Source organism: Loktanella sp. IMCC34160, from assembly GCF_004145845.1.
Taxonomy (GTDB): domain Bacteria; phylum Pseudomonadota; class Alphaproteobacteria; order Rhodobacterales; family Rhodobacteraceae; genus SELP01.
Window position 1 is genome coordinate 474843 of the sequence record NZ_SELP01000004.1, and the last position, 21613, is coordinate 496455.

Below are 21613 nucleotides of genomic sequence, written 5' to 3' on the forward strand. Positions count from 1 at the left end.
TTGATGGTTTTTCAATAGCGTTGGTACTCTAGCATGATCAACATCACCACTCACACTAACGAAGGCCGCCCTCCATATGTATCTTCGTCGGCATGAACCGGGGAACAGACCGACTCTGGATGGCATCTGAACCCTATTAGGCAATGGCAATGTATCATCGTGACAGCAACATGAAGCGCGACAATCGGATCGGGACGGATACCGCGTCCAGCGATCTGGTTTTCTATGGCGTTGCCTTTGTCCTTGGCGCGGGCGCGGCGCTTTATGTGCTTGTCAAACTGGCGGGCCTGCCAGTGTCCTCCCCCTTGGTGATTGTCGCGGGCATGTTCGCGGGGTTTGGGGCTTCCGTCGCTTTGGCGCGACTTCTGGCAGCGCGCCGGAGCCAGCGCGCCACGGTCGCGCAGGCTGAACAACAGGCGCTGCGGGACGCGGAAACAGAACGGCAGTTGAAGGCCATGCAAAAGGACCGTTTTGAAAAGGGGTTGGGCCGATGACTGCAAATATCTTCAGAAGGAAAGCGTGATGGACGAAGGCGGCATCATCCTGTTCGTTCTGGGCATGATCCTGGCCCCGTTCATTGCGCTGTTCTATCTGGGCCGGATCCTCGTGCTGCGCCTGTTGGTTCCGAATGCCTCCAAGGACCGTTACGCGCCGGGCGAGATCGAGATTTACGGGCTGGGGTTTTGCCTCGTCTGGGCCGGGATCGCGGCCGGTATCTTCTATTATTGGCTGGAATGAAAACATGATCATCACCACCACATCCACCGTCGAAGGCCGTCCGGCCAGGGATTATCTGGGCATCGTCACCGGAGAGGCCATTCTGGGCGCGAACATCTTCCGCGATCTCTTCGCACAGGTCCGCGACATCGTTGGTGGCCGGTCGGCGGCCTATGAGCAGGAGTTGGGCAAGGCCCGAAAAACCGCATTGGCCGAGATGGAGGACGAGGCCCGCCGCCTTGGGGCGGATGCGGTGATCGGCGTCGACCTCGATTACGAGGTGATCAACAACATGCTGATGGTGTCCGCCTCGGGCACTGCCGTGCGTCTGTCCTGATCCCGTGACCCACACCGCCACATATCCCCTTGGGCCGCGATTGCCCGCGCCGGAAATTTCCCGGTTGTCGCCGCATTCCCGCCCGGTTCGGCCGCTACCGCTATGGGCGAGTAGCACCGAACAACAGGCGGGGTATGCCAATGGCTGGGCAGGACACCTTCAACGACCGGCTGGCACGGATCAATTCCGGCCAGACCAGCACCATGACCGTTCCGGGCGGCGGGCTTGCGACACCGAAACAGGCGCGCAAGCAGGTCACGAGCGCGATCCCGAAGGACAGCTTCGGCGAACGGCTCGCCTATCCGATGAGCTTTGTCTGGGCTTTCGCGCTGGGCGTCTTCGCCTATGCCTTCGCCCGCTACGCCACCTTTCAGATCGGGACCATGGGCTTTACCGACATGGACCTGACCAGCGTCGTCTACGACCTCTTGATCGCCGGGGTCGTCGTCTTTGCGCTGCGGATGCTGTTCAGCCTCGACAGCAAGGAATTGACCATGGCGCAGGCGGTGGGCATCTTCGCGATGTACACCTTCTATCACAACTTCTTCTTCTGGTTCCCGGACCAGTTGGAAATCCTGTTCGACAAGGACTACGTGCGCCAGATCTGGGCCACGGCCGAACCGAATTCCTTCCACTATCGCGGCGACTACTTCGTCTTCTGACGGCACGCGCCGCCTATCGTCCTTTGCCTTCTGCGCCTGCCCGGTCTGTCCGGGCGGGCCTTTTGGCGTTTTCCGAAACCACGGGCCGCGCCGCGGCCCTTCGTCCAGTCGCTGGAGAATAAAATGCTGCAAATCAAGAACCTGCACGTCAAGCTTGAGGAAGAGGACAAGCAGATCCTCAAAGGTGTGGACCTGACCGTCGAGGCGGGCAAGGTGCACGCGATCATGGGGCCGAACGGGTCGGGCAAATCGACCCTGTCCTACGTCCTGTCCGGCAAGGACGGCTACGAGGTCACGGATGGGTCGGCCACCCTTGAAGGCGTCGACCTGCTGGAGATGGAGCCCGAGGAGCGCGCCGCCGCGGGCCTTTTCCTGGCCTTCCAGTATCCGGTTGAGATCCCCGGTGTCGGCAACATGACCTTCCTGCGCACCGCCGTGAACGCGCAGCGCAAGGCCCGTGGCGAGGAAGAGATCAGCGCCGCCGACTTCCTGAAGCTGGTGCGCGAAACCGCCAAGACCCTGAAGATCGACGCCGAGATGCTGAAGCGTCCGGTCAACGTCGGCTTTTCGGGCGGCGAAAAGAAGCGCAACGAGATCCTTCAGATGGCCATGCTGGCGCCCAAGATGTGCATTCTGGACGAAACGGACTCGGGCCTTGACGTGGACGCGATGAAACTGGTGGCCGATGGCGTCAACGCCCTGCGGAACGAAGGCCGGGGTTTCCTTGTCATCACCCACTACCAGCGGCTTCTGGACCACATCAAACCCGACGTGGTGCACATCATGGCCAATGGCCGGATCGTCAAAACCGGCGGGCCCGAGCTGGCGCTTGAGGTCGAAAACAACGGCTATGCCGATATTCTGTCGGAGGTGGCGTGATGTCCGCCACCAAGCTGCAACCGCTGAAGGTCGAAGCGGCCGAGGCGCGGCTGGCCGCCCTGACCCTGCCCGAAGGGGCAGGCTGGGCGACCGAGGCGCGCAAGGCCGCGCTGTCCCGCGTGGCCGCCATGGGCCTGCCGCACCGGCGTGACGAATATTGGAAATACACCGACCCGGCGTCGCTGGTCGCGGCAGAGGCCCCCAAGGCCGCGCTGTTTCACAACGACGAAGGCCCGCTGTTCGATGCGATCGACCGGGTGAAGATTGTCTTTGTCGATGGCGTGTTCGATGCCGCCGCCTCGGATGATCTGACGCTGACCGGGGTCGAGATTGAACGTCTGTCGGATGCCTGCACCAAGGACATTCACTGGGCCAAGGATATCTACGGCGTGCTGGAAGCCCGCAACGCCCAATCCAAGGTCGACCGTCCGCTGGCCGCGCTGAACACGGCCTTTGCGGCGGATGGTGTGGTGATCCGGGCCACCGGCAAGGCGTCGAAACCGATCAACCTGATCTACCTGCATAAATCCGAATCCTCGGACGCGATGCTTCACCATCTCGTCCGGGTCGAGGTGGGGGCCGATCTGACCCTGCTGGAAACCGGCCCGGCGGCGGCGCGGTTTTCCAAGGTGATGGAGGTCGATGTGGCCGACGGCGGCGCCTTCCACCACGTCCGGGCGCAGGGGCGGGACCATGAACGCCGCGCCGTGACCGGCACCTATGCCCGGCTGGGCAAGGAAAGCACGTTCAAATCCTTTACCATGACCTTCAACGGTGTGCTGACCCGCAACGAAACCCTCGTCGAACTGACCGGCGATGATGCCGTGGCCCATGTGGCCGGGGCCTGTGTCGGCGACGGCAAGGATTTCCACCACGATGATACGGTCTTTGTGACCCATGACGCGGTGAATTGCGAAAGCCGTCAGGTGTTCAAGAAGGTGCTGCGCAACGGCGCGACGGGTGTCTTCCAGGCCAAGATCCTTGTCCAGCCCGGCGCCCAGAAGACCGATGGCTACCAGATTTCGCAATCCCTGCTTCTGGACGAGGACAGCCAGTTCCTTGCCAAGCCCGAACTGGAAATCTACGCCGATGACGTGGCCTGTTCGCATGGGTCCACCAGCGGCGCGATCGACGAAGAAGCGCTGTTCTACCTGCGGTCGCGCGGGGTACCGGTGGCCGAGGCGACAGACCTTCTGACCCTGTCGTTCCTGGGCGAGGCGCTGGAGGAAATCGAAGACGAGCGTCTGGCCCAAGACATGCTGGACCGGCTGTCCGGCTGGCTATCGCGGCGGCGCTAGCATGGCGGTTTCCACCGACATCTTCCAAAGTTGGCGCAGACCCCGCGTGGTCATGCGCCGGCTTCTGGATATGGGGCAACGGGAAGACCGGGCGCTGGCCTTTCTCATGGCCGGGTCCTTCATCGCCTTCGTGTCGCAATGGCCGCGCCTGTCGCGAGAGGCGCATCTGACCGGCACCGACATGGGCGAAGGGATCGGCCCGCTGCTGGTGGGCACGATGATCGTTGGGCCGCTGTTCTACTATCTGGTCGCGATCGCGCTGTGGGGCGGGATGCGGGCCTTTGGATTGCAGGTACCGGCCTTCCGCGTTCGGCTGGCGCTGTTCTGGTCGATCCTCGCCAGCGCGCCGGCGATGCTTCTGTACGGGCTGGTGCGCGGTTTCATCGGGCAGGGGCCAGAGGCCACGCTGGTCGGCGTCGTCTGGGCGCTGGGCTTTCTTTTCATTCTCATCCAGTCCCTGCGCGAAGCGGCGACCGAATAGGCACTTTCCATGTATGACGTCGCAAAGATCCGCGCCGATTTCCCGATCCTGTCACGGCAGGTGAATGGCAAGCCGCTTGTCTACCTCGACAACGGGGCCTCGGCCCAGAAACCGCAGGTGGTGATCGACGCGGTGCGCCATGCCTACGAGGCGGAATATTCCAACGTCCACCGGGGCCTGCATTTCCTGTCGAACCTTGCGACCGACAAATACGAAAGCGTCCGGGGGGTGATCGCCAAATTCCTCAACGCGCGGTCCGAGGACGAGATCATCCTCAATTCCGGCACCACCGAAGGCATCAACATGGTGGCCTACAGCTGGGCCGCGCCGCGCCTTCAGGCCGGGGACGAGATCATCCTGTCGGTGATGGAACACCACGCCAATATCGTGCCCTGGCATTTCCTGCGGGAACGGCAGGGGGTGGTTCTGAAGTGGGTCGAGACCGAGCCTGACGGAAGCCTTGACCCGCAAAAGGTGCTGGACGCCATCGGGCCGAAAACCCGGCTGATCGCGGTAACACAGTGTTCCAACGTGCTTGGAACCATTGTCGATGTGAAAACCATCTGCGCGGGCGCCCGGGACAAGGGCGTGCCGGTTCTGGTGGACGGGTCGCAGGGCGCGGTGCACGGGCCGGTGGACGTCCAGGATATCGGATGCGACTTTTACCCGATCACCGGGCACAAGCTCTATGGCCCCTCCGGCTCCGGCGCGATCTGGGTCCATCCCGACCGGATGGCCGAAATGCGCCCCTTCCTTGGCGGCGGCGACATGATCCGCGAGGTCAGCCGCGATGCCGTCACCTACAATGATCCGCCGATGAAGTTCGAGGCCGGGACCCCGTCGATCGTCAACCAGATCGGCTTTGGCGTGGCGCTGGACTACCTGATGGGGCTGGGGATGGACAACATCGCCCGGCACGAGGCCGATCTGCGCGCCTATGCCGAAGACCGCTTCAAGGGGTTGAACTGGCTGAACATTCAGGGGCAGGCTGAAGACAAGGCCGCGATCTTTTCCTTCACGCTCGACGGGGCAGCACATGCGCATGACATCTCGACCGTGCTGGACAAGAAGGGAGTCGCGGTCCGCGCGGGCACCCATTGCGCCATGCCGCTGATGGATCACCTCGGGGTCGGCGCGACCTGCCGGGCGTCCTTTGGGCTCTATAACACGCGGGCCGAGGTGGATGTGCTGATCGACGCGCTGGAGCTGTGCCACGAGTTGTTCGGCTAGGGGGCGGTGGGTTAAAACCCACCTTACGTTTCAGGGGCGCTGCCCCTCTGGCCCTTTCGGGCCATTCACCCCGGAGTATTTGGGGCAAAATGAGAGTCCATTCTTCATTGGGTTCCAAATATCCTCTGGGGGCCATGAGCTTTCAGGTGGGGGGCGAAGCGCCCCCGGGTAAGGTGGGTCTTGACCCACCTTACCGGATCAGTCGGGCCGGCCGACAAGGCGGTCAATCGGCGCGTAGTCATCGGTCAGGACCAGCCCCTTGCCATTCAGAATCTCGGCCAGGAAGACAGGGTCGAGCGCGGCAAAGACCATCTGGTCCGGGGCCGGTGCACGGAAGCTGCCAGCCTCGGTCGGGGTTTGGCCCGCCACGACCACAAAGACCATCCGGGCGCCGGGATCGGGCTGGGCGGCATGGGTCCAGACCTCGACCACCGGGAACACCTCCTGAAGGGTCGCGACGATACTGGCGAGCGCATCCAGCCGGTCCTCGTAGTCGATGACATTCATCAGGTAGATCCCGTCCGGGGTCAGCCGGTCCCGCACCAGTTCAAAGAATTCGCGCGTGACCAGATGGGCGGGGACGGCCACGTCGGTGAAGGCATCGCCAAGGATCACGTCGTAGTGCCGGTCCGGCCGGGTCAGAAGCGCGCGGCGGGCGTCTTCGTGAAAGATGGTGGCGCTGGAAGGATCGAACCAGAAGGCCTCGGCCGCGACCTCGGTCACCTCGGGGTCGATCTCGGCCACGGTGATCTCTCCGGCGCCCATATCGGCCAGGGCACGGGGGACAGAATAGCTGCCCCCGCCGATATGAAAGCTGGTAAAGGCGTCACGCGGGGCGCGCAAGGTGGCAAGTGCCTTCAGCATGGCCGCATGTTCCGTGAACATCACCTGAGGAAGATCGCGCGCGCCCATCCCGTGCCCCAGGTGGTCAATCACCATCAGGTTCACGGGGCGGTCCGGGCTGGCCGACATATCCAGAACCCGGATGCAGAAATACCGGCTTTCCCGGTCGCAGGGGGCAGGGGCCGCCAGCGCCACTCCGGCCAGCACCACCGCGCCGATCCCCGCCAGCGCGGGCAAGGTCCATGCCCCGCGTCCGGCCAGCCGGAAACACAAGGCCGCCGTGACAAGATAGGTGACGGTGACGGCAGCCAGCGTTCCGGCCGACCCCAGCCAGCTGATGAACAGGAACCCAGCCAGCAGCGTGCCCGCGATGGCCCCGATCGCGCCCGCCGCGAAAATCGCCCCCAGCGCCTGACCGGACCGGTCATTTCCTGCAACCGCGATCTGTGCCAGCACCGGGGCAGGGACCCCGGCGAAATAGGACGGCAGGAAGAACACAAGGGTGCAAAGGATCGCGATCCCCCAGACCGGGTGTCCGACGACACCCAGAACCGGCGCCGCAACGACCTGCAACAGGCTGATCGCCACCGCCGTGGTCAGCGCCGCCCAGACTAGCGCCCAGCCCGTCGCCCGCAGCGAGTCGGGCGCCGGGCGTTCGGCCAGCCGTCCACCCCACCAGTGACCTGCCGAAAACCCGGCCAGAACCACCGCGATTACGCTGGTCCAGGTATAAAGCGACATGCCCACATGGGGCGCCAAAACCCGCCCCGCCACGATCTCGACCGTCAGCGAGGCCGCAGAGACGGCAGTTTGCAGGGCGACCAGAAGCCAAAGGGGCACGGGCCGGGTCGAAGACGATGACGACATGAAAACCTCTTTGTCAGGTTACGGCAATTGTGGTGCGGCCACGGTGTCTGGCAACAGGAAATTGCCTGCCATGCCCGCCGTTTTTGCGATTGCGGCCTGCTGCGGCTTGTCCTATACGACAGCGCACGCGGACCCATAGCTCAGCTGGATAGAGCGCTGCCCTCCGAAGGCAGAGGCCAGAGGTTCGAATCCTCTTGGGTCCGCCATTATTTCCTTTAACTTATTGATTGGTTTCGGTTTTTCACTGGGTGATTTTGACAGACCCACATGTGGCCCCACATTTCTTGGTCGATGTGAAATTGGCCCTTGACGTGTCCGCTCAAGTTGTTTCTCTTTTGTTCAGGTTGGCGCGAGGTGTTTGTGAGAATGCGTCGTGGAGTCGGCCAAGATACATAAAGCGCATGATGCGCTTGATCTTCCTGAGAGGGATCAAGCATGTCGTGCAAGAAGAAGACTTCCCAATTTGAACTGAACTTTCAGGCTGCGCCGGCGGCCAGCAGTGCTGACGTGTCTGACGAACCAGTGCGCGAGCGGCCCGCGGCGCTCCATGGGCTGCCCGAAGGGGTCACGTATCTGACCGTCCGGCAGGTGATGCAGGTTCTCAGTGTCTGCCGGACGACAGTCTGGCGCTGGGAGAAGGACGGCATTCTGCCAGAAGCCCGCCGGTTCACCGGCCGGACACGGCGTTGGCATATCGATGAGATCCGCGCCTTCCTGGCGCGAGTGGCGGAGGGCCGGCAATGAGTCGGGCCTATCGCGGGGTGCGCCCCAAGCAGAACCGTGTCTATTCGGTCGATGATGTCCTGAAGCTCTATGGAATCTGCCGGAACACCTTGTCGAATTGGGTCCGCGATGGCCTGCGTCCGTCCCCGGGGTCGGGGCCGGGGCCGCAGCTGTTTCGCGGCAGTGAACTCGCGCGGTTCCACCTGGAAAGGAAGGCCCGGTCAAAGACATCCTTGCGCCATGGGGAGTTCAAGTGTCTTCACTGCAAGGCGGTGGTCGTTCCAGAGCCCAGCGATCTCGAGCTTTGGCCCGGCAAAACGGTCGGGTGTGTGGCCCTTGCAACCTGTCCGGACTGCGATGGGCGTACCACCAAGATTGTAAGCGAAACGGAATGCAACAAGCTCCGGATTGCCTGTGAACGCAATACGAGCCTGTATCACATCGTCAAAGAAGCGGGGCCGATCCCTGATGATATTGGGACAATTCCGCAAATCGAGTCTTGCCCTCGGGGCACAGTCAATGACGCTATCCTCTATGACTGGCAGCTTCACGCCGGCCGCTATGACGGCAAGACCGCGGATGCGCACCTGTGCACTATCCGGGAGTTCGAGGCGTTTCTGGAGGCCAAGCCCTTTGACAAACTCACCGACAAAGATGTCGCGCGGTTCCGGGATCGGCAGGTCGTGCGGGCCAGGGAAGATGTCGGGCCGCCCCTGTCTGTCGGAACGGTGCGACACAAGATGTCCTATCTGCACATGTTCCTGGTCTGGCTGCGTGGTCAAAAGGGCTATCGCCGGCTAAGCGGAAGTCTGGCAGACGGTTGCGCATTGCCCAAGGCCTTTGGACAGGCGCCGATAAATGCCGCCCGTCCCTACCCGACCCTCGACGAGGCCAACGAGATGGTCCAGTCGATGCCCTCTGCCACGCTGCTTCAACGCCGAGATCGGGCCATGGTCGCTTTTGCCTTTATCAGTTGTCTGCGGGCTGCCGCCTTGACCACCCTGCGGTGGCAGCACGTCGATCTGGTGAACAAGCGGGTGACACAGGACGCCCGGACCATGCGGGCGAAGAACGGCAAGTCCTTTGTGGTGCAGTGGTTCCCCTGGACGGAACCGCTGCAAGAGGTCTTTCTTATCTGGGCCGAGGAAACGAGGGCCCTTGGATTTGGCCCGGAGGATGCCGTCTTCCCGGCTGAAAAGGACCTCGACCGGCACCGGAGGACACCTGGCTCGAGGGAGCCGATGGCAACCGAGACCGCTCTCAGGGAGGCCTTCAACCGCGCCAGCACGGCAATCGGCAAGACCTTTGCGCCCCATTCGGCGCGTCACTGCATGGCGGCAGAAATGGATCGATGGCCCCTGACCACCGAACAGCGCAAGGCCCTGTCAGCAAACTTCGGGCACGAGTCCATGACGACCACAGAGGCGCACTATGGCAAGTTGAACGACGCGCAAAGGTTCGAGGTGATGGAGGGGATCGAAGACCGACAGGACTTGATGGCGGTTGAAGAATCCGTAATTCGTGCACTCGCCTACGATCTACATCTCATCGACGAAGACCATCCCGATTACAAAATGGCGAAGGCGGAGTTCCAGAACCTGCGCGCAAAAACCCAGATGCGATATCAATTCCGCAAGACCGGCGAGGAACCATGACACCGCCAGCCCAGAATCGGCGAACCGTGAAAGGATTCTATGGGCGGGAAGCGGAATTTCGCTGCGCCTGCATGGATATCCGGTCGGATCGTTGGAAGCGGCCATTCATGGTGTTGGCTTCATCGCCCCGGAAGTTGCACGCAACTCCTAAGGCTGCAACGCCCAAGAGCCGACTTTGCAAAGTTCTGCGCGATCGCCCGTCGCAAAGTTGTGACCCGCCCTAGGGTTCATCGGATCCACTTTGCCCATAATCGATGCGAGCAGTTCAGTGGCAGGCGCCCGGCATACGGAACTCCGATTTATCAACCGGATTTCTCTCCATCCAAGTCTTCATGCAGCCACCGGCGCCCGCTTCCTATTTCCTATCGCGTTCGATCGCCCTTTTTGATTTCCCTTCGCTCCGAATATTGTCGCTAGCCGACCGTGCTTCCCAGCCAAAGCGTGATGGCCGGAAAAGCGACGAGCGCGACAAGGCGGACCACGTCTACCGCGATGAAGGGGATCAGGCCCTTGAAGATCCGCACGATCGGAACCTCCGGCAGGACGGCCTTCAAGACGAACACATTCATCCCAACGGGCGGCGTGATCAGCGCGATTTCGGTGACCACGATGACGACGATCCCGAACCAGACCAGATCGAACCCCTGCGCCACGACAATCGGCGAGAACAGCGGCACGAAGATCAGGATGATCGCCATGGAGTCCATCACGCATCCCAACACAAGGAAGACGCACAGAATGGCGAAGATCAGGGCATAGCCTTCGAGGCCAGTTGACTGAACCAGGGCAAGAGTGCCAGCGGCAAGCCCGGAGAGCGTCAGAAGCTTTGACAGCATCAGCGCGCCGAACAAGACGGTGTAGAGTGAAACCGACGTATAGGCCGTGTCAACAATGACGCTGCGCAGGACCCGCCAGGTTAGACGCCCGTGAAGGGTCGCGATCAGGATCGCCAGACCCGCACCCATGCCCGCAGCCTCGGTCGGGGTAAATAGCTTGGCATAAAGACCGCCGATGATCATCCCGAACAGCAGCACGAAGGGCCAGATGCCCGACAGGGCCTGCAGCTTTTCAGCCCAAGGGGTCCGTTCGCCTTGCGGGGCGTGATCGGGGTTGCGTGCGGCGACGGCGCGGATCGCAAGCATATAGAGCCCCAGCCCCAGAAGGCCCGGCACAACGCCCGCGATGAACAGGTCACCGATATTGGTCTGTGTCAAAATCCCGTAGACGACCATGATGATCGACGGCGGGATGAGAATGCCCAGCGTCCCCCCAGCGGCGATCGTGCCAGAGGCCAGTTCGTCCGAATACTTGTATTTCTTCATGCTGGGATAGGCGACTTTAGCCATCGTTGCCGCTGTCGCATAGCTGGACCCGCAGACAGCCGAGAACCCGGAGCAGGCGACCATGGTCGACAGAGCCAGCCCACCGCGGACGTGACCGACAAAGGCATAGGCCGCGCGAAAAAGATCCGCCGCGATCCCGGTCCGCGAGATAATGTTCCCCATCAGGATGAACATCGGCACAACCGCAAGGTCATAGGACAGCACGGCGTCGGAGATGGTCAGCGGAAGCAGTTGAAAGGCAATGTTCCAGTTGATGGCAAAGCCAATCCCGGCGACCGAAACCCCAAGCAGGGCAAAGGCGAGCGGTACCCGCAGGAAGGCCAGCAGAATGGCCGTGGCCATGGCGATTGAGCCGACGATCATAGCGCGTCCTCCTCGTGGGTGTCTTCGGGATCGATCATCGGGCCGACGATGCTGATGGACAGGGCGGCAAGTGCGGACAGTCCGCAGCTGGCGGCCATGAAGAAGTACAAGGGGCCACGCGGAACGCGCAGGGCCTGACTGACTTCGGAGATTTGTGCGGCATTCATGCCGTGCTTGACGAACAGCCAGGCGATGGTGGCCAGAACCACTGTGACAAGCACCGCGATCAAGGCCCGCCACCAGATCATCCAGGGCTTGCTGACAAGCTTGTCGAGGATGTCGATGGTCAGATGCGCCCCGGCGGCGGTGACCAGCGGAAGTCCCGCAAAAACCACAAGCGCCATCAGGTGTTCGGTGATGTCATTCGCGCCATAGATCGGCTTGCCGATCAGGCGTCGCCCGATCACGTCGGCGAATGTCAGCGCGACCATGGAGAGAAGAAACAGCGCCATCACTGTCTCCACACCGCGGCGAATTTTCCAGGCCAGGGTCAACATGATCGTCCTCCTCCTCCCTCAGGGGCAAAGGCCGGTTTCCCGGCCCTTGCGATCTTAACGGACCATCACTGTGCCGAAAGCGTGGTGTAGGTCTCGTTGTAGAAGCCCAGCATTGCCTCGGGGTCTGCGACACCGGCCGCCTTGCTGGCTTCGATCCATTCGTCGATCATCTGGCCATAGATCGTGTCGACCGCCGAGATCAACTCGGGCGAAGCCTCGACAATCTGGTGACCGGCCGCGCCGAGGGTTTCCATCGCGGCAGCGTTCTGGGCGTCGAAGTTGGCGCCCCAGACGGCGGACAGCTCTTCGCCGATGATCGCGTCGATCGCGGCCTTGTCCTGATCGCTCAGCCCGTCCCATTTGCCCTGGTTCATAGCGACGAAGAACGTGGCATCGTAGAACCCGTTCGGGAACAGGGTGTGGTGGGTCAGGCTGTCTTCCAGACGGAAGTTCACGACAGATTCCATCGAGTGGAGCGAGCCATCCACGACGCCACTTTCCAGCATTTCATAGGCTTTGGTGGCCGGCGCGGCGACGGGAACGGACCCCATCGCGGTCAAGAGCTGTTCCTGGATCGGCCCGCCCATGCGGAATTTCTGGTTCGCCACATCCGCGGGCGAGGTCATGTCGGCGTTGGCATGGTGCAACTGCCCGCCGCCCAGCGTGCCGACACCCAAAAGCTTGACCCCGTCGAAGGCCGCGTTGTCGGCGAGATAGGATTCATAGGTCCGCCAGAGTGCGCGGCTTTGGGCCTCGCCATTTGTGCCGGCGTTGGGGAATTCTGCGAACCACACGGAGACGAACCGTTCGGGTTCATAGGTGAAGTTGCCCCAAGTGATGTCGGCCACGCCATTGCGGGCAAGCTCCCAGTGCTGCGGCGGGCTGGCCAGCGGGGCGGGCAGGATCATCACGGTGACGCGGCCATCGGTCACTTCGGCCACGCGCTCGGTGAAGGGCACCAGAATGTCGGTGTGGATGAAGTGGGTCGGCGGCACCCAGGACGACATGGTCAGAACCTCGGCATTGCCGGCCTGCGTTGTCGCGACAAGCATGGCGGCGGCGGAAACGGCGCCTTTGAGCATTTTGGTGGTAACGGTGATCATCTGGATCCTCCCTGGGATGATATGTTGGGTCTACTGGAATTGATAGGAATTTGCGGTCTGGCTGGTTCTGTGTTTGGCCAGATCCGCAAAGATCTCGGCACCGATCGGTATAATGCCGGTGTCGAACACGAATTCGGGGTGATGTGGGGCGGGGCCGTCCTGACCGACAAAGAAGTAGGCACCGGGAACGACTGACGAAAGTTCCGAGAAATCCTCGGACGCCATAAGGCTGCGGGCGTTCTCTACTACCCGCGCGACACCGTGGACGCGGTTGGCTGAGGCGACGACGGCAGCGACGCAGGCCGGGTCGTTCAGGGTCACCGGCGCGACCTTCTTGACAGTGACGTCAATGCGGACGCCGAACAGCACTTCCGTGGCCCGCGCTGCATCCTCCAGAAGCTGCGCAAGACGATCGCGGACCTTGGCCGATGTTGTGCGCATCGTTCCTTCAAGACGGACCGTTTCAGGCAGGATGTTGCGTGCCGTGCCGCCGTGGAAGACCCCGAAAGAGATTACACCGGCTGCGCGGGAGTCGACCAAGCGGGTCGCTGCCTGCTGGACAGACGTGACGAGATGCGCGGCGGCGTTGATGGCATCTTCGCCGGTGTGCGGCATGGACCCGTGGGCGCCATTTGCGTGAAAGATGATGTCTATGTCGTCCGCCGAAGACAGCGCCGCCGTGGACGGCACGCCCACCTGCCCGGACGGCAGATCGGGCGAGTTGTGCAAGGCGTAGATTTCATCGCAGGGGAAGCGGTCGAACAGACCATCGGCCAGCATCGCCCGCGCCCCGGTCAGAAGCTCTTCGGCGGGTTGAAAGATAAACCGAACCGTGCCGTCAAAATCGCGGTTCTCCGCAAGATAGGCCGCAGCTGTCAGCGCCGTGACCATATGGCCGTCGTGACCGCAGCCATGAAACTTGGCCGGGTCGTTGGACGCATAGGAGACCTGCGCCTTTTCCGTCATTGGCAGGGCGTCCAGTTCTGCCCGGAAGCCGATGCAGCGGCCCGGTTCTTCTGGGGTGGACTGGGCGCCATGCAGGGTTCCGACAACGCCGGTTCCGCCAATTCCGGTTGCGACCTGATAGCCAAAGTCGCGCAACCGGTCCGCGACGAACTGCGCAGTCCGGACCTCTTCAAACCCCGTTTCGGGATGGCGGTGCAGGTGATGCAGCCAGTCTTGAGAGGTTTCGCTTTGCGTCTGGTACCAGGTCGCGAACATGTCCGAGGGTCTCCGGTTAGTCTCACCATGAGAATATTGCATGGAAATACTTGTCATGCAAGATAGTTTCTTGTTAAGACTAATTTGGATGGAAATCAGGGTATGACGTGATACCAAGTCGGTATCGGAAAATGGTGTGCTAGCGATGCAAAGCGAAAGAACCTTCAAGAACGAACGCCTGACCTACAGGTTGAACATCGTGGCGCAGGAAGCAATCCAGGCCAACGACGAGATCTTCCTGAGCCAGACCGGATGCCGGATCAGGGATCTGCGCGTCCTCCGGCTTATTGACGACATGCCCGGCACAACCTTTGCGGAGATCGCGAAAATAACTGGTTTTGAACGCAGTCTGACCTCGAGAATCATTCAAAACCTTATTGGCGGCGGATTGATCGAGCGGACAAACTCGACCTCGGATGCGCGGGTGTTCCTTTTGTCGACCACCCCCAAGGGCAAGGACATTCGCCAGATCGCGCGGCGGCTGTCGGACCGTCTAGAGATCACCCTGACAGATCCCCTGTCCGCACAGGAACTGCGGGCGTTCAACGAAGTCCTTGCGCGTCTGGGCGCATGGGTGACGTCGGAAGAATACCGCGTGGCGCTGGAGGATCAGGTCAAAAATATCGCAGGTTAAAATAGTCTTGCGATGAGACTAAGTTTCAAATAGAACAACACCAGCCTGCGAAGCCATCACAGGAGAGGCCGCATCTCGGCGCCGAAGGAGCAACCCCCCGGAACCTCTCAGGCAAAAGGACTGTGATCGGCGCGGCGATCTGAAGTGTGCGAAGGGCTCTGGCCAGGACGCGTGCAACAGAGGGGATTGGACCTGTCATCCGGCAGGACGAACCTTGGGTCGCGGGAGGACACCATGACCAGAATTGCCGTTATCGGCGCCGGGATCACCGGCGTTACCACCGCCTCGAGCCTGATGGACCGGGGCTATGACGTCACCCTGTTCGATCGCAACCGCTATGCGGCGATGCAGACATCCTTTGCCAATGGTGGCCAGCTGTCCGCCTCGAATGCGGAAACCTGGAACCGCTGGTCCACCGTCTTTAAGGGGATGAAGTGGATGATGACGCGCGGCGCTCCGCTGCTCGTCAACCCCAAGCCCAGCTGGCACAAGTACAGCTGGATGGCGGAATTCATCGCCGCGATCCCGCAGTATCGGGCGAACACGGTCGAAACCACCCGCATGGCCATCGCAGCGCGCGGGTTGCTTCGGGAAAAGGCGGACCGGCACGGGTTCGATTTCGACTGTGAAGACCGGGGCATTCTTCACATCTACACGAATAGATCCGAATTCGATCACGCGACGCGCGTCACAAAACTTTTGGCGGAAGGCGGGTTGCAGCGGCGGGCGGTCACGCCTGACGAAGTGCGGGAAATCGAACCTGCGCTTCGCGGAGAGTTCTATGGTGGCTACTACACCGAAAGCGATTTTACCGGCGATATTCACCGTTACACCACGGGGCTTGCCAGATCGATCGAACGGGCCGGGGCCGTCCTGCGGTTCGGGACGGATGTTGACGTGCTGAAGGTTGACCGGGACGCGGTCCGTATCACATGGAGCCGCAACACGGAAAGTCAGATCGAAACCTTTGATGCGGTTGTTGTCTGCGCGGGCGTCGAAAGCCGGGCCATTGCGGCGCAGCTGGGAGATCGGGTGAATGTCTACCCGGTCAAAGGGTATTCGATCACCGTGCGGCTGGATGATGAGGAGAGCCAGAGTGCGGCCCCCTGGATCAGCCTGCTGGATGACGAGGCGAAGGTCGTGACAAGCCGCCTTGGCAAGGACCGGTTCCGGATCGCCGGCACGGCGGAATTCAACGGTTACAACCTTGATATCCGAGATGATCGGATTCGGCCCCTCGTCAAATGGTGCGAACGCTTCTTCCCGGGGGTCAGCACCGAACATTCGATCCCCTGGGCCGGGCTGCGGCCAATGATGCCAAATATGATGCCAAAGGTGGGGCAGGGGGTTCGCGACCGGGTGTTCTACAACACGGGGCACGGGCATCTGGGCTGGACCCTGTCGGCGGTCACGGCGGAGATGGTTGCCCAGAAAGTATTGATGTCAAAGGCGGTGAACCGGCCGGGCAGGGCGTCTTTTGAGCCATCAGGGATCGTCGCTGTGCAAGGGGCGGTCTAGGCCCTTCCGACCTCCAGACCAGATCGACCAACAGCTTTTTGGGCGCCGCAACACCGGCGCCCGATTGCATTTTGCCAACAGGCATCAGCTCGCCCATTGTGGCGTCGTCTTAAGGTATCACCCGAGACCCCAGGCATCATCGACAGACTCCGGCCACGACGGGCAATCTGCAGATCAACGAAATGCAGACACATGGTGAACCCCGGTGACCAAGATTGACCAGATCGAGACGATGATCCTCGATATCCCGACCATCCGGGGCCATGTCCTTTCCATGGCCACGATGCGGACCCAAACCGCCGTGCTGGTCACGATCCGGTTTTCGGATGGCTCCGTCGGCATCGGCGAAGGCACCACGATTGGTGGCCTCAGCTATGGCCCGGAAAGCCCGGAAAGCATCCGCTCTGCAATCGACACCTATATTGTGCCAGCGCTGATCGGCCGGAATGGCGACGATGTGAACGGCGCGATCCAACTGATCGACAAGCTGGTCAAGGGCAACCGTATCGCCAAGACGGCGGTCGAGATCGCCCTTTGGGACGGGCTGGGCAAGCGGCTGGACGTGCCGGTCTCGCAGCTTTTTGGCGGCGCCGTGCACGGGCGTCTGCCGGTGGCGTGGACGCTGGCCTCGGGCAATTCGGACACGGACATCGCCGAGGCGCAGCAGATGATTGAAACCCGCCGCCACAACATCTTCAAACTGAAGATCGGCAAGCGGTCGGTGCGCGAGGATGTGGCGCATGTTGCTCGTATCAAGCAGGCCGTCGGCGATGCCGCCAGTGTCCGCGTCGACGTGAACACCGCCTGGTCGCTGCAAGATGCGCGCTGGGGTCTGAAGGGCCTGCAAGAGGCAGGATGCGAGTTGGTCGAACAGCCGGTTCCGGCTCGCTATCGCCGCGCGATGGCGGAACTGACGCAGGGCTACGAAATTGCGGTGATGGCGGATGAGGCCCTGAACGGTCCCGAAGACGCCCTGTCGGTCGCCAACGCCCGTGCGGCAGATGTTTTCGCCGTCAAGATCGGCCAGTCCGGCGGGTTGAAGCGCGCGAGCGAGGTGATCGCCATCGGGCAGGCTGCTGGTCTGGGGCTTTATGCCGGGACCATGCTGGAAACCGGGCTCAGCACTGCGGCGGCGCTTCAGCTCTTCTCGACGGTCGAGACTCTGGCCTGGGGCACCGAATTGTTCGGCCCGCTGCTGCTGACCGAAGACATTCTCGCCGAACCGATCGTCTACCGCGATTTCTGCGTCGAGGTTCCCAACGGGCCCGGCATCGGCGCAGCGCTGGACCCCGACAAGATCGCATTTTTCAGCCGCGACACCGGCAAGACCATGAAAGCCGCCGCTGGCGCATAGCCCGCGGCTCAAGGAAACCCAGCCGCGGCGCAAGAGGAAGCGTCGAGGCAATCAGGAGGAGGAGCGTCCATGTTCACCCAATCCAATCTCGATGAATTCGAGGCCCGTCTTGACGGTGCCATTCAGGACGACCCGGAAAACGGCGTATTCCGCTGCCGCCGGGACATCTTCACCGACGAAGAACTGTTCGAACTTGAGATCAAGCACATCTTTGAAGGCAACTGGATCTATATGGCCCATGAAAGCCAGTTCCCGAACCCCGGCGATTACTTCACCCTGACCATGGGCCGGACACCCGTTGTCATCACCCGCGACAAGGACGGCGAGCTGCACGCGCTGGTCAACGCCTGTTCGCACCGGGGCGCGCAGCTGTGCCGCTTCAAGCGCCGCAACCAGAAGACCTTTACCTGCCCGTTCCACGGCTGGACCTTCTCGAACACCGGCAAGCTTCTGAAGGTCAAGGACCCCAAGGGCGCGGGCTATCCCGAACAGTTCAATCAGGACGGCAGCCACGACCTGACCAAGGTCGCCCGGTTCGAAAACTACCGGGGCTTCCTGTTCGGATCGCTGAACGCGGATGTGAAGCCGCTGGAAGAGTATCTTGGCGAGGCCCGCAAGATGATCGACATGATCGTCGATCAGGCTGATGAGGGGCTTGAGGTGCTGCGTGGCTCGTCCACCTACACCTACGATGGCAACTGGAAGCTTCAGGCCGAAAACGGCGCCGATGGCTATCACGTCTCGGCCGTGCACTGGAACTATGTCGCCACCACCGCGCACCGCACCGACGATGGCAAGGAAGACAACATCAAGGCGACTGATGCGTCCAAATGGGCCAAGCAGCGCGGCGGCTTCCATGCCTATGAGAACGGGCACATCCTGCTGTGGACCGAATGGGCCGATCCGACCAACCGCCCCAACTATCCGCGCAAGGACGAATGGACCGAGAACTACGGCAAGACCAAGGCCGATTGGATGGTTGGCGTCCTGCGCAACCTGTGCCTCTATCCGAACGTGTTCCTGATGGACCAGTTTTCCAGCCAGATCCGCGTGTTCCGCCCGGTCAGCGTGGACAAGACCGAGGTCACGATCTACTGCATCGCGCCGAAAGGCGAAAGCCAAGAGGCCCGCGCCCGCCGCATACGCCAATATGAAGACTTCTTCAATGCGAGCGGAATGGCGACGCCGGACGACACCGAGGAATTCCGCGCGACCCAGCGTGGCTATGCCGGGGCGGCCCACGCCAAGTGGAACGACCTGACCCGCGGTGCCACCCAATGGATCGAAGGCCCGGACGAGGATGCCAAGGCGCTTGGGATCAACCCGGTCCTGTCGGGTGCCCGGACCGAGGACGAAGGCCTGTTCGTCATTCAGCACACCAACTGGTCGCAACGTATGGCCGACGCGATTGCCCGCGAGCGTGAAACCGCGCCCGGCAGCGCCGTCGCGGCCGAATGAGGAGGAAAGACAATGACAACCGCAATGCTTGAACGCCCCGCCGCCAGCACGATCAGCTTTGAAGAGATCCAGGCCTTCCTGTTTGCCGAGGCGCGCGCGCTGGACGACCGCGACTGGGATACCTGGCTGACCTTCTATCACAAGGACTGTCCGTTCTGGATGCCGGCCTGGGATGACTATGACACGCTGACCGAAGACCCGCAGAACGAGATGTCATTGATGTATTATCCCAACAAGCAGGGGATCGAGGACCGCGTGTTCCGCATCAAGACCGACCGGTCCTCGGCCACCTCGCTGCCGGAACCCCGGACCAACCACTACCTGTCCGGGATCGAAATCCTTGGCCGCGACGGCACCCAGATCAAATTGCGGTTCAACTGGCAGACGCTCAGCTATCGCTATGGCGCAACGGACCAGCACTGGGGCACCTCGTTCTACACCATCGACATGGCGTCGGGACGGCCCCTGATCACCGACAAGAAGGTGGTCCTGAAGAACGATCACATCCATCACGTGATCGACGTCTACCACATCTGATCCACCCCCAGCGGGAGGAAGAAACCTCCGCGCAGCCGATGCTGGCTGCGCGGTCAAGGGAGGAGCTTGGCCTATGACGACCTTTAACATTGCCCTGAATTTCGAAGATGGCGTCACCCGAGTCATCCAGTGTGATGACGATGAGAAAGTGACCGACGCTGCCTTTCGTCAGAAGATCAACTTGCCGATGGATTGCCGCGATGGCGTCTGTGGCACCTGCAAGTGCTTTGCCGAGAAAGGCGAGTATGAGCTGGAATTCTACATGGACGAATCCATGAGCGACGAGGAGGCAGAGGAGGGCTATGTCCTGACCTGCCAGATGATCCCCGAAAGCGATTGTGTCCTGCGGGTGCCCGCGTCTTCCGCCCTGTGCAAGACCGCGCCCGAGGCAGTCGACGGCGCGGTGACAGCGGTAGAGGCCCTGTCGGAAACCTCTTTCGGGCTGCATGTCTCCCTGGAACGGCCGCTGGCCTTTCTTCCTGGGCAATATGTGAACATCTCTGTGCCCGGCGCCGGTGTGCACCGGTCCTATTCCTTTTCCTCCGCGCCCGGAGAGACAGAGGCCAGCTTTCTGATCCGCAACCTGCCGGGCGGTGTCATGAGCACCTATCTGGGCGAGCGCGCCAAGCCGGGTGATGCTGTCACGCTGACCGGGCCGATGGGCGCCTTCTACCTGCGCCCGATCGAACGCCCGCAGGTCTGGCTGGCTGGTGGCACGGGGCTTGCGCCCTTCCTGTCCATGCTCGAACAGACCGCAGAGCAGGGCAGCGACCATCCGATTACCCTTTTCTATGCGGTGACACGGGCGGCGGATCTTGTTGAACTCGACCGCGTCCGCGCCCTTGCCGACAAGATCAGCACCGTGACCGTCATCACCATCCTTGCCGCGGCCGAGGACGATCACGACCGCAAGGGCTTTGTCACCGATCACGTCACGGCGGATGATCTGAACGCAGGCGACTGTGACGTCTACCTGTGCGGTCCGCCGCCGATGGTGGATGCCGTGCGCAACCATTTCGGGAACCTGGGCGTCGAGCCCGCGAACTTCTACTTCGAAAAGTTCAACCCGACCGAGGCAGCGGTGGCCGCAGCATGACCGCCCGTTTCAAGGACAAGGTCATGGTGGTGACGGGGGCAGCGCAGGGCATTGGCCGCCACGTCGCCGAGCGCGCCGCCGCCGAAGGCGCGCGGGTTCTGATCGTCGACCGGTCGCCCGCCCGGGACGAGGTCGCAACCGCGATCCGTGACGCAGGCGGCATGGCCGAGGCGGTATCGGTCGATCTTGAAACCTGGGCAGGATGCGAGGCCGCGATGCAGGCCGCCGTGGACCACTGGGGCAAGATCGACATCCTGGTCAACAACGTCGGTGGGACGATCTGGGCAAAGCCCTACGAACACTACGAGCCGGACCAGATCGACGCAGAGGTGCGCCGTTCGCTGTTCCCGACCCTTTATTGTTGCCGGGCCGCGCTGACACACATGCTGCCCAAAGGGGCGGGGGTGATCGTGAACGTGTCCTCTATCGCCACGCGCGGTCTGAACCGGGTGCCCTATGCGGCGGCCAAAGGCGGGGTGAACGCGATCACAGCGAGCCTTGCCTGGGAAGTCGCAGACCGCGGCATCCGCGTCGTCGCAACCGCCCCCGGTGGGACCGAGGCACCGCCCCGCGTTGTGCCCCGCAACCCCAACGCCGAACAGGAACAGCGGGAGGACTGGTATCAGACCATCGTCGATCAGACGATCCAGTCGTCTTTCATGAAACGCTACGGAACGCTCGACGAGCAAGCAGGCCCGATCCTGTTTCTCGCCTCGGACGATGCCTCTTACATCACCGGCGTCACAGTGCCGGTCGGTGGGGGCGATCTTGGATAGGCCCTGAGGAGGGGCCGATAA

At 62.0% G+C, this 21613-nt stretch carries 22 protein-coding genes, 1 tRNA gene and 1 riboswitch; of the genes, 18 read left to right on the plus strand and 5 right to left on the minus strand.

From position 1 onward, the window contains the following. The first annotated feature begins 149 nt into the window (after positions 1 to 149). The 8 genes from EU803_RS13445 to EU803_RS13480 all read left to right on the plus strand — a co-directional run bounded on the left by EU803_RS13445 (position 150) and on the right by EU803_RS13480 (position 5604). Entirely contained in the window at positions 150 to 494 is a 345-nt protein-coding gene (locus EU803_RS13445) for a hypothetical protein (protein WP_207209201.1), read from the plus strand. A gap of 28 nt (positions 495 to 522) precedes the next feature. Next, positions 523 to 738 (plus strand): hypothetical protein, encoded by a 216-nt coding sequence (locus EU803_RS13450; protein ID WP_129683638.1) that lies wholly within the window; start codon positions 523 to 525, stop codon positions 736 to 738. 4 nt (positions 739 to 742) lie between these two features. After that, positions 743 to 1054 (plus strand): heavy metal-binding domain-containing protein, encoded by a 312-nt coding sequence (locus EU803_RS13455; RefSeq protein ID WP_129683640.1) that lies wholly within the window; start codon positions 743 to 745, stop codon positions 1052 to 1054. Between the two features lie 140 nt (positions 1055 to 1194). Then, positions 1195 to 1716, plus strand: a complete 522-nt coding sequence (locus tag EU803_RS13460) for a hypothetical protein (protein WP_129683642.1) — start codon at positions 1195 to 1197, stop codon at positions 1714 to 1716. A 123-nt stretch (positions 1717 to 1839) separates the two neighbouring features. After that, positions 1840 to 2595, plus strand: coding sequence for a Fe-S cluster assembly ATPase SufC (gene sufC / locus EU803_RS13465; RefSeq protein ID WP_129683644.1), 756 nt, complete (start codon positions 1840 to 1842; stop codon positions 2593 to 2595). Then, complete coding sequence (locus EU803_RS13470; RefSeq protein WP_129683646.1) at positions 2595 to 3893, plus strand: SufD family Fe-S cluster assembly protein; 1299 nt, start codon at positions 2595 to 2597, stop codon at positions 3891 to 3893. The genes sufC and EU803_RS13470 overlap by 1 nt, the downstream gene beginning before the upstream one ends. 1 nt (position 3894) lies before the next feature. Further along, positions 3895 to 4374, plus strand: coding sequence for a hypothetical protein (locus EU803_RS13475; protein ID WP_129683647.1), 480 nt, complete (start codon positions 3895 to 3897; stop codon positions 4372 to 4374). 9 nt (positions 4375 to 4383) lie between these two features. After that, on the plus strand, positions 4384 to 5604 hold the full coding sequence (locus EU803_RS13480; protein ID WP_129683649.1) for a cysteine desulfurase: 1221 nt from the start codon (positions 4384 to 4386) through the stop codon (positions 5602 to 5604). Between the two features lie 198 nt (positions 5605 to 5802). On the opposite strand, the gene EU803_RS13485 is transcribed toward EU803_RS13480, so the two are convergent. Beyond that, positions 5803 to 7314: a fused MFS/spermidine synthase gene (locus EU803_RS13485; RefSeq protein ID WP_129683651.1), complete on the minus strand. Its 1512-nt coding sequence runs from the start codon at positions 7312 to 7314 to the stop codon at positions 5803 to 5805. 129 nt (positions 7315 to 7443) lie between these two features. Between EU803_RS13485 and EU803_RS13490 the strand changes: the two genes are divergently transcribed. The 3 genes from EU803_RS13490 (at position 7444) to EU803_RS13500 (ending at position 9692) form a co-directional block, all read left to right on the plus strand. Further along, a tRNA-Arg gene (locus EU803_RS13490) sits at positions 7444 to 7520 on the plus strand. 229 nt (positions 7521 to 7749) lie between these two features. Beyond that, positions 7750 to 8058, plus strand: a complete 309-nt coding sequence (locus EU803_RS13495; RefSeq protein ID WP_129683653.1) for a helix-turn-helix domain-containing protein — start codon at positions 7750 to 7752, stop codon at positions 8056 to 8058. Then, the gene (locus EU803_RS13500) at positions 8055 to 9692 is read left to right on the plus strand and encodes a tyrosine-type recombinase/integrase (protein ID WP_129683655.1); all 1638 of its coding nucleotides are present in this window, start codon (positions 8055 to 8057) and stop codon (positions 9690 to 9692) included. The genes EU803_RS13495 and EU803_RS13500 overlap by 4 nt, the downstream gene beginning before the upstream one ends. A gap of 413 nt (positions 9693 to 10105) precedes the next feature. Here the strand turns inward: EU803_RS13500 and EU803_RS13505 are convergent, their stop codons facing one another. The 4 genes from EU803_RS13505 to EU803_RS13520 form a co-directional block, all read right to left on the minus strand. Further along, a complete protein-coding gene (locus EU803_RS13505; protein WP_129683657.1) occupies positions 10106 to 11398 on the minus strand; it encodes a TRAP transporter large permease in 1293 nt (430 codons plus the stop codon). Beyond that, on the minus strand, positions 11395 to 11895 hold the full coding sequence (locus EU803_RS13510; protein WP_129683659.1) for a TRAP transporter small permease: 501 nt from the start codon (positions 11893 to 11895) through the stop codon (positions 11395 to 11397). Before EU803_RS13510 ends, EU803_RS13505 begins: the two co-directional genes overlap by 4 nt. Before the next feature lie 65 nt (positions 11896 to 11960). After that, a complete protein-coding gene (locus tag EU803_RS13515) occupies positions 11961 to 12998 on the minus strand; it encodes a TRAP transporter substrate-binding protein (RefSeq protein ID WP_129683661.1) in 1038 nt (345 codons plus the stop codon). Positions 12999 to 13028: 30 nt separating this feature from the next. Next, positions 13029 to 14219 (minus strand): amidohydrolase, encoded by a 1191-nt coding sequence (locus EU803_RS13520; protein ID WP_129683663.1) that lies wholly within the window; start codon positions 14217 to 14219, stop codon positions 13029 to 13031. A gap of 145 nt (positions 14220 to 14364) precedes the next feature. Here EU803_RS13520 and EU803_RS13525 point away from each other — a divergent pair, with 145 nt between their 5' ends. The 7 genes from EU803_RS13525 to benD all read left to right on the plus strand — a co-directional run bounded on the left by EU803_RS13525 (position 14365) and on the right by benD (position 21592). Continuing rightward, positions 14365 to 14853 carry a MarR family winged helix-turn-helix transcriptional regulator gene (locus EU803_RS13525; RefSeq protein ID WP_129683665.1) on the plus strand — a complete coding sequence of 163 codons (489 nt, stop codon included), beginning with the start codon at positions 14365 to 14367 and terminating at the stop codon, positions 14851 to 14853. Between the two features lie 49 nt (positions 14854 to 14902). Next, positions 14903 to 14986, plus strand: a riboswitch (glycine riboswitch). Between the two features lie 101 nt (positions 14987 to 15087). Next, a complete protein-coding gene (locus EU803_RS13530) occupies positions 15088 to 16371 on the plus strand; it encodes a D-amino acid dehydrogenase (RefSeq protein WP_129683667.1) in 1284 nt (427 codons plus the stop codon). Between the two features lie 205 nt (positions 16372 to 16576). Further along, entirely contained in the window at positions 16577 to 17725 is a 1149-nt protein-coding gene (locus EU803_RS13535) for a muconate/chloromuconate family cycloisomerase (protein WP_129683669.1), read from the plus strand. Between the two features lie 69 nt (positions 17726 to 17794). Next, a complete protein-coding gene (gene benA, locus EU803_RS13540; RefSeq protein WP_129683671.1) occupies positions 17795 to 19183 on the plus strand; it encodes a benzoate 1,2-dioxygenase large subunit in 1389 nt (462 codons plus the stop codon). 12 nt (positions 19184 to 19195) lie between these two features. After that, complete coding sequence (benB, locus tag EU803_RS13545; protein WP_129683673.1) at positions 19196 to 19720, plus strand: benzoate 1,2-dioxygenase small subunit; 525 nt, start codon at positions 19196 to 19198, stop codon at positions 19718 to 19720. A gap of 73 nt (positions 19721 to 19793) precedes the next feature. Continuing rightward, positions 19794 to 20816, plus strand: coding sequence for a benzoate 1,2-dioxygenase electron transfer component BenC (benC, locus tag EU803_RS13550; RefSeq protein WP_129683675.1), 1023 nt, complete (start codon positions 19794 to 19796; stop codon positions 20814 to 20816). Further along, complete coding sequence (gene benD, locus EU803_RS13555; RefSeq protein WP_129683677.1) at positions 20813 to 21592, plus strand: benzoate diol dehydrogenase BenD; 780 nt, start codon at positions 20813 to 20815, stop codon at positions 21590 to 21592. The genes benC and benD overlap by 4 nt, the downstream gene beginning before the upstream one ends. Positions 21593 to 21613 lie beyond the last annotated feature (21 nt).

Bases quoted from the DNA above. Each gene is read 5' to 3' on its own strand.
- EU803_RS13445 (WP_207209201.1), top strand. From the start codon at position 150: ATGTATCATCGTGACAGCAACATGAAGCGCGACAATCGGATCGGGACG.
- EU803_RS13450 (WP_129683638.1), top strand. From the start codon at position 523: ATGGACGAAGGCGGCATCATCCTGTTCGTTCTGGGCATGATCCTGGCC.
- EU803_RS13455 (WP_129683640.1), top strand. From the start codon at position 743: ATGATCATCACCACCACATCCACCGTCGAAGGCCGTCCGGCCAGGGAT.
- EU803_RS13460 (WP_129683642.1), top strand. From the start codon at position 1,195: ATGGCTGGGCAGGACACCTTCAACGACCGGCTGGCACGGATCAATTCC.
- sufC (WP_129683644.1), top strand. From the start codon at position 1,840: ATGCTGCAAATCAAGAACCTGCACGTCAAGCTTGAGGAAGAGGACAAG.
- EU803_RS13470 (WP_129683646.1), top strand. From the start codon at position 2,595: ATGTCCGCCACCAAGCTGCAACCGCTGAAGGTCGAAGCGGCCGAGGCG.
- EU803_RS13475 (WP_129683647.1), top strand. From the start codon at position 3,895: ATGGCGGTTTCCACCGACATCTTCCAAAGTTGGCGCAGACCCCGCGTG.
- EU803_RS13480 (WP_129683649.1), top strand. From the start codon at position 4,384: ATGTATGACGTCGCAAAGATCCGCGCCGATTTCCCGATCCTGTCACGG.
- EU803_RS13485 (WP_129683651.1), bottom strand. From the start codon at position 7,314: ATGTCGTCATCGTCTTCGACCCGGCCCGTGCCCCTTTGGCTTCTGGTC.
- EU803_RS13495 (WP_129683653.1), top strand. From the start codon at position 7,750: ATGTCGTGCAAGAAGAAGACTTCCCAATTTGAACTGAACTTTCAGGCT.
- EU803_RS13500 (WP_129683655.1), top strand. From the start codon at position 8,055: ATGAGTCGGGCCTATCGCGGGGTGCGCCCCAAGCAGAACCGTGTCTAT.
- EU803_RS13505 (WP_129683657.1), bottom strand. From the start codon at position 11,398: ATGATCGTCGGCTCAATCGCCATGGCCACGGCCATTCTGCTGGCCTTC.
- EU803_RS13510 (WP_129683659.1), bottom strand. From the start codon at position 11,895: ATGTTGACCCTGGCCTGGAAAATTCGCCGCGGTGTGGAGACAGTGATG.
- EU803_RS13515 (WP_129683661.1), bottom strand. From the start codon at position 12,998: ATGATCACCGTTACCACCAAAATGCTCAAAGGCGCCGTTTCCGCCGCC.
- EU803_RS13520 (WP_129683663.1), bottom strand. From the start codon at position 14,219: ATGTTCGCGACCTGGTACCAGACGCAAAGCGAAACCTCTCAAGACTGG.
- EU803_RS13525 (WP_129683665.1), top strand. From the start codon at position 14,365: ATGCAAAGCGAAAGAACCTTCAAGAACGAACGCCTGACCTACAGGTTG.
- EU803_RS13530 (WP_129683667.1), top strand. From the start codon at position 15,088: ATGACCAGAATTGCCGTTATCGGCGCCGGGATCACCGGCGTTACCACC.
- benA (WP_129683671.1), top strand. From the start codon at position 17,795: ATGTTCACCCAATCCAATCTCGATGAATTCGAGGCCCGTCTTGACGGT.
- benB (WP_129683673.1), top strand. From the start codon at position 19,196: ATGACAACCGCAATGCTTGAACGCCCCGCCGCCAGCACGATCAGCTTT.
- benC (WP_129683675.1), top strand. From the start codon at position 19,794: ATGACGACCTTTAACATTGCCCTGAATTTCGAAGATGGCGTCACCCGA.
- benD (WP_129683677.1), top strand. From the start codon at position 20,813: ATGACCGCCCGTTTCAAGGACAAGGTCATGGTGGTGACGGGGGCAGCG.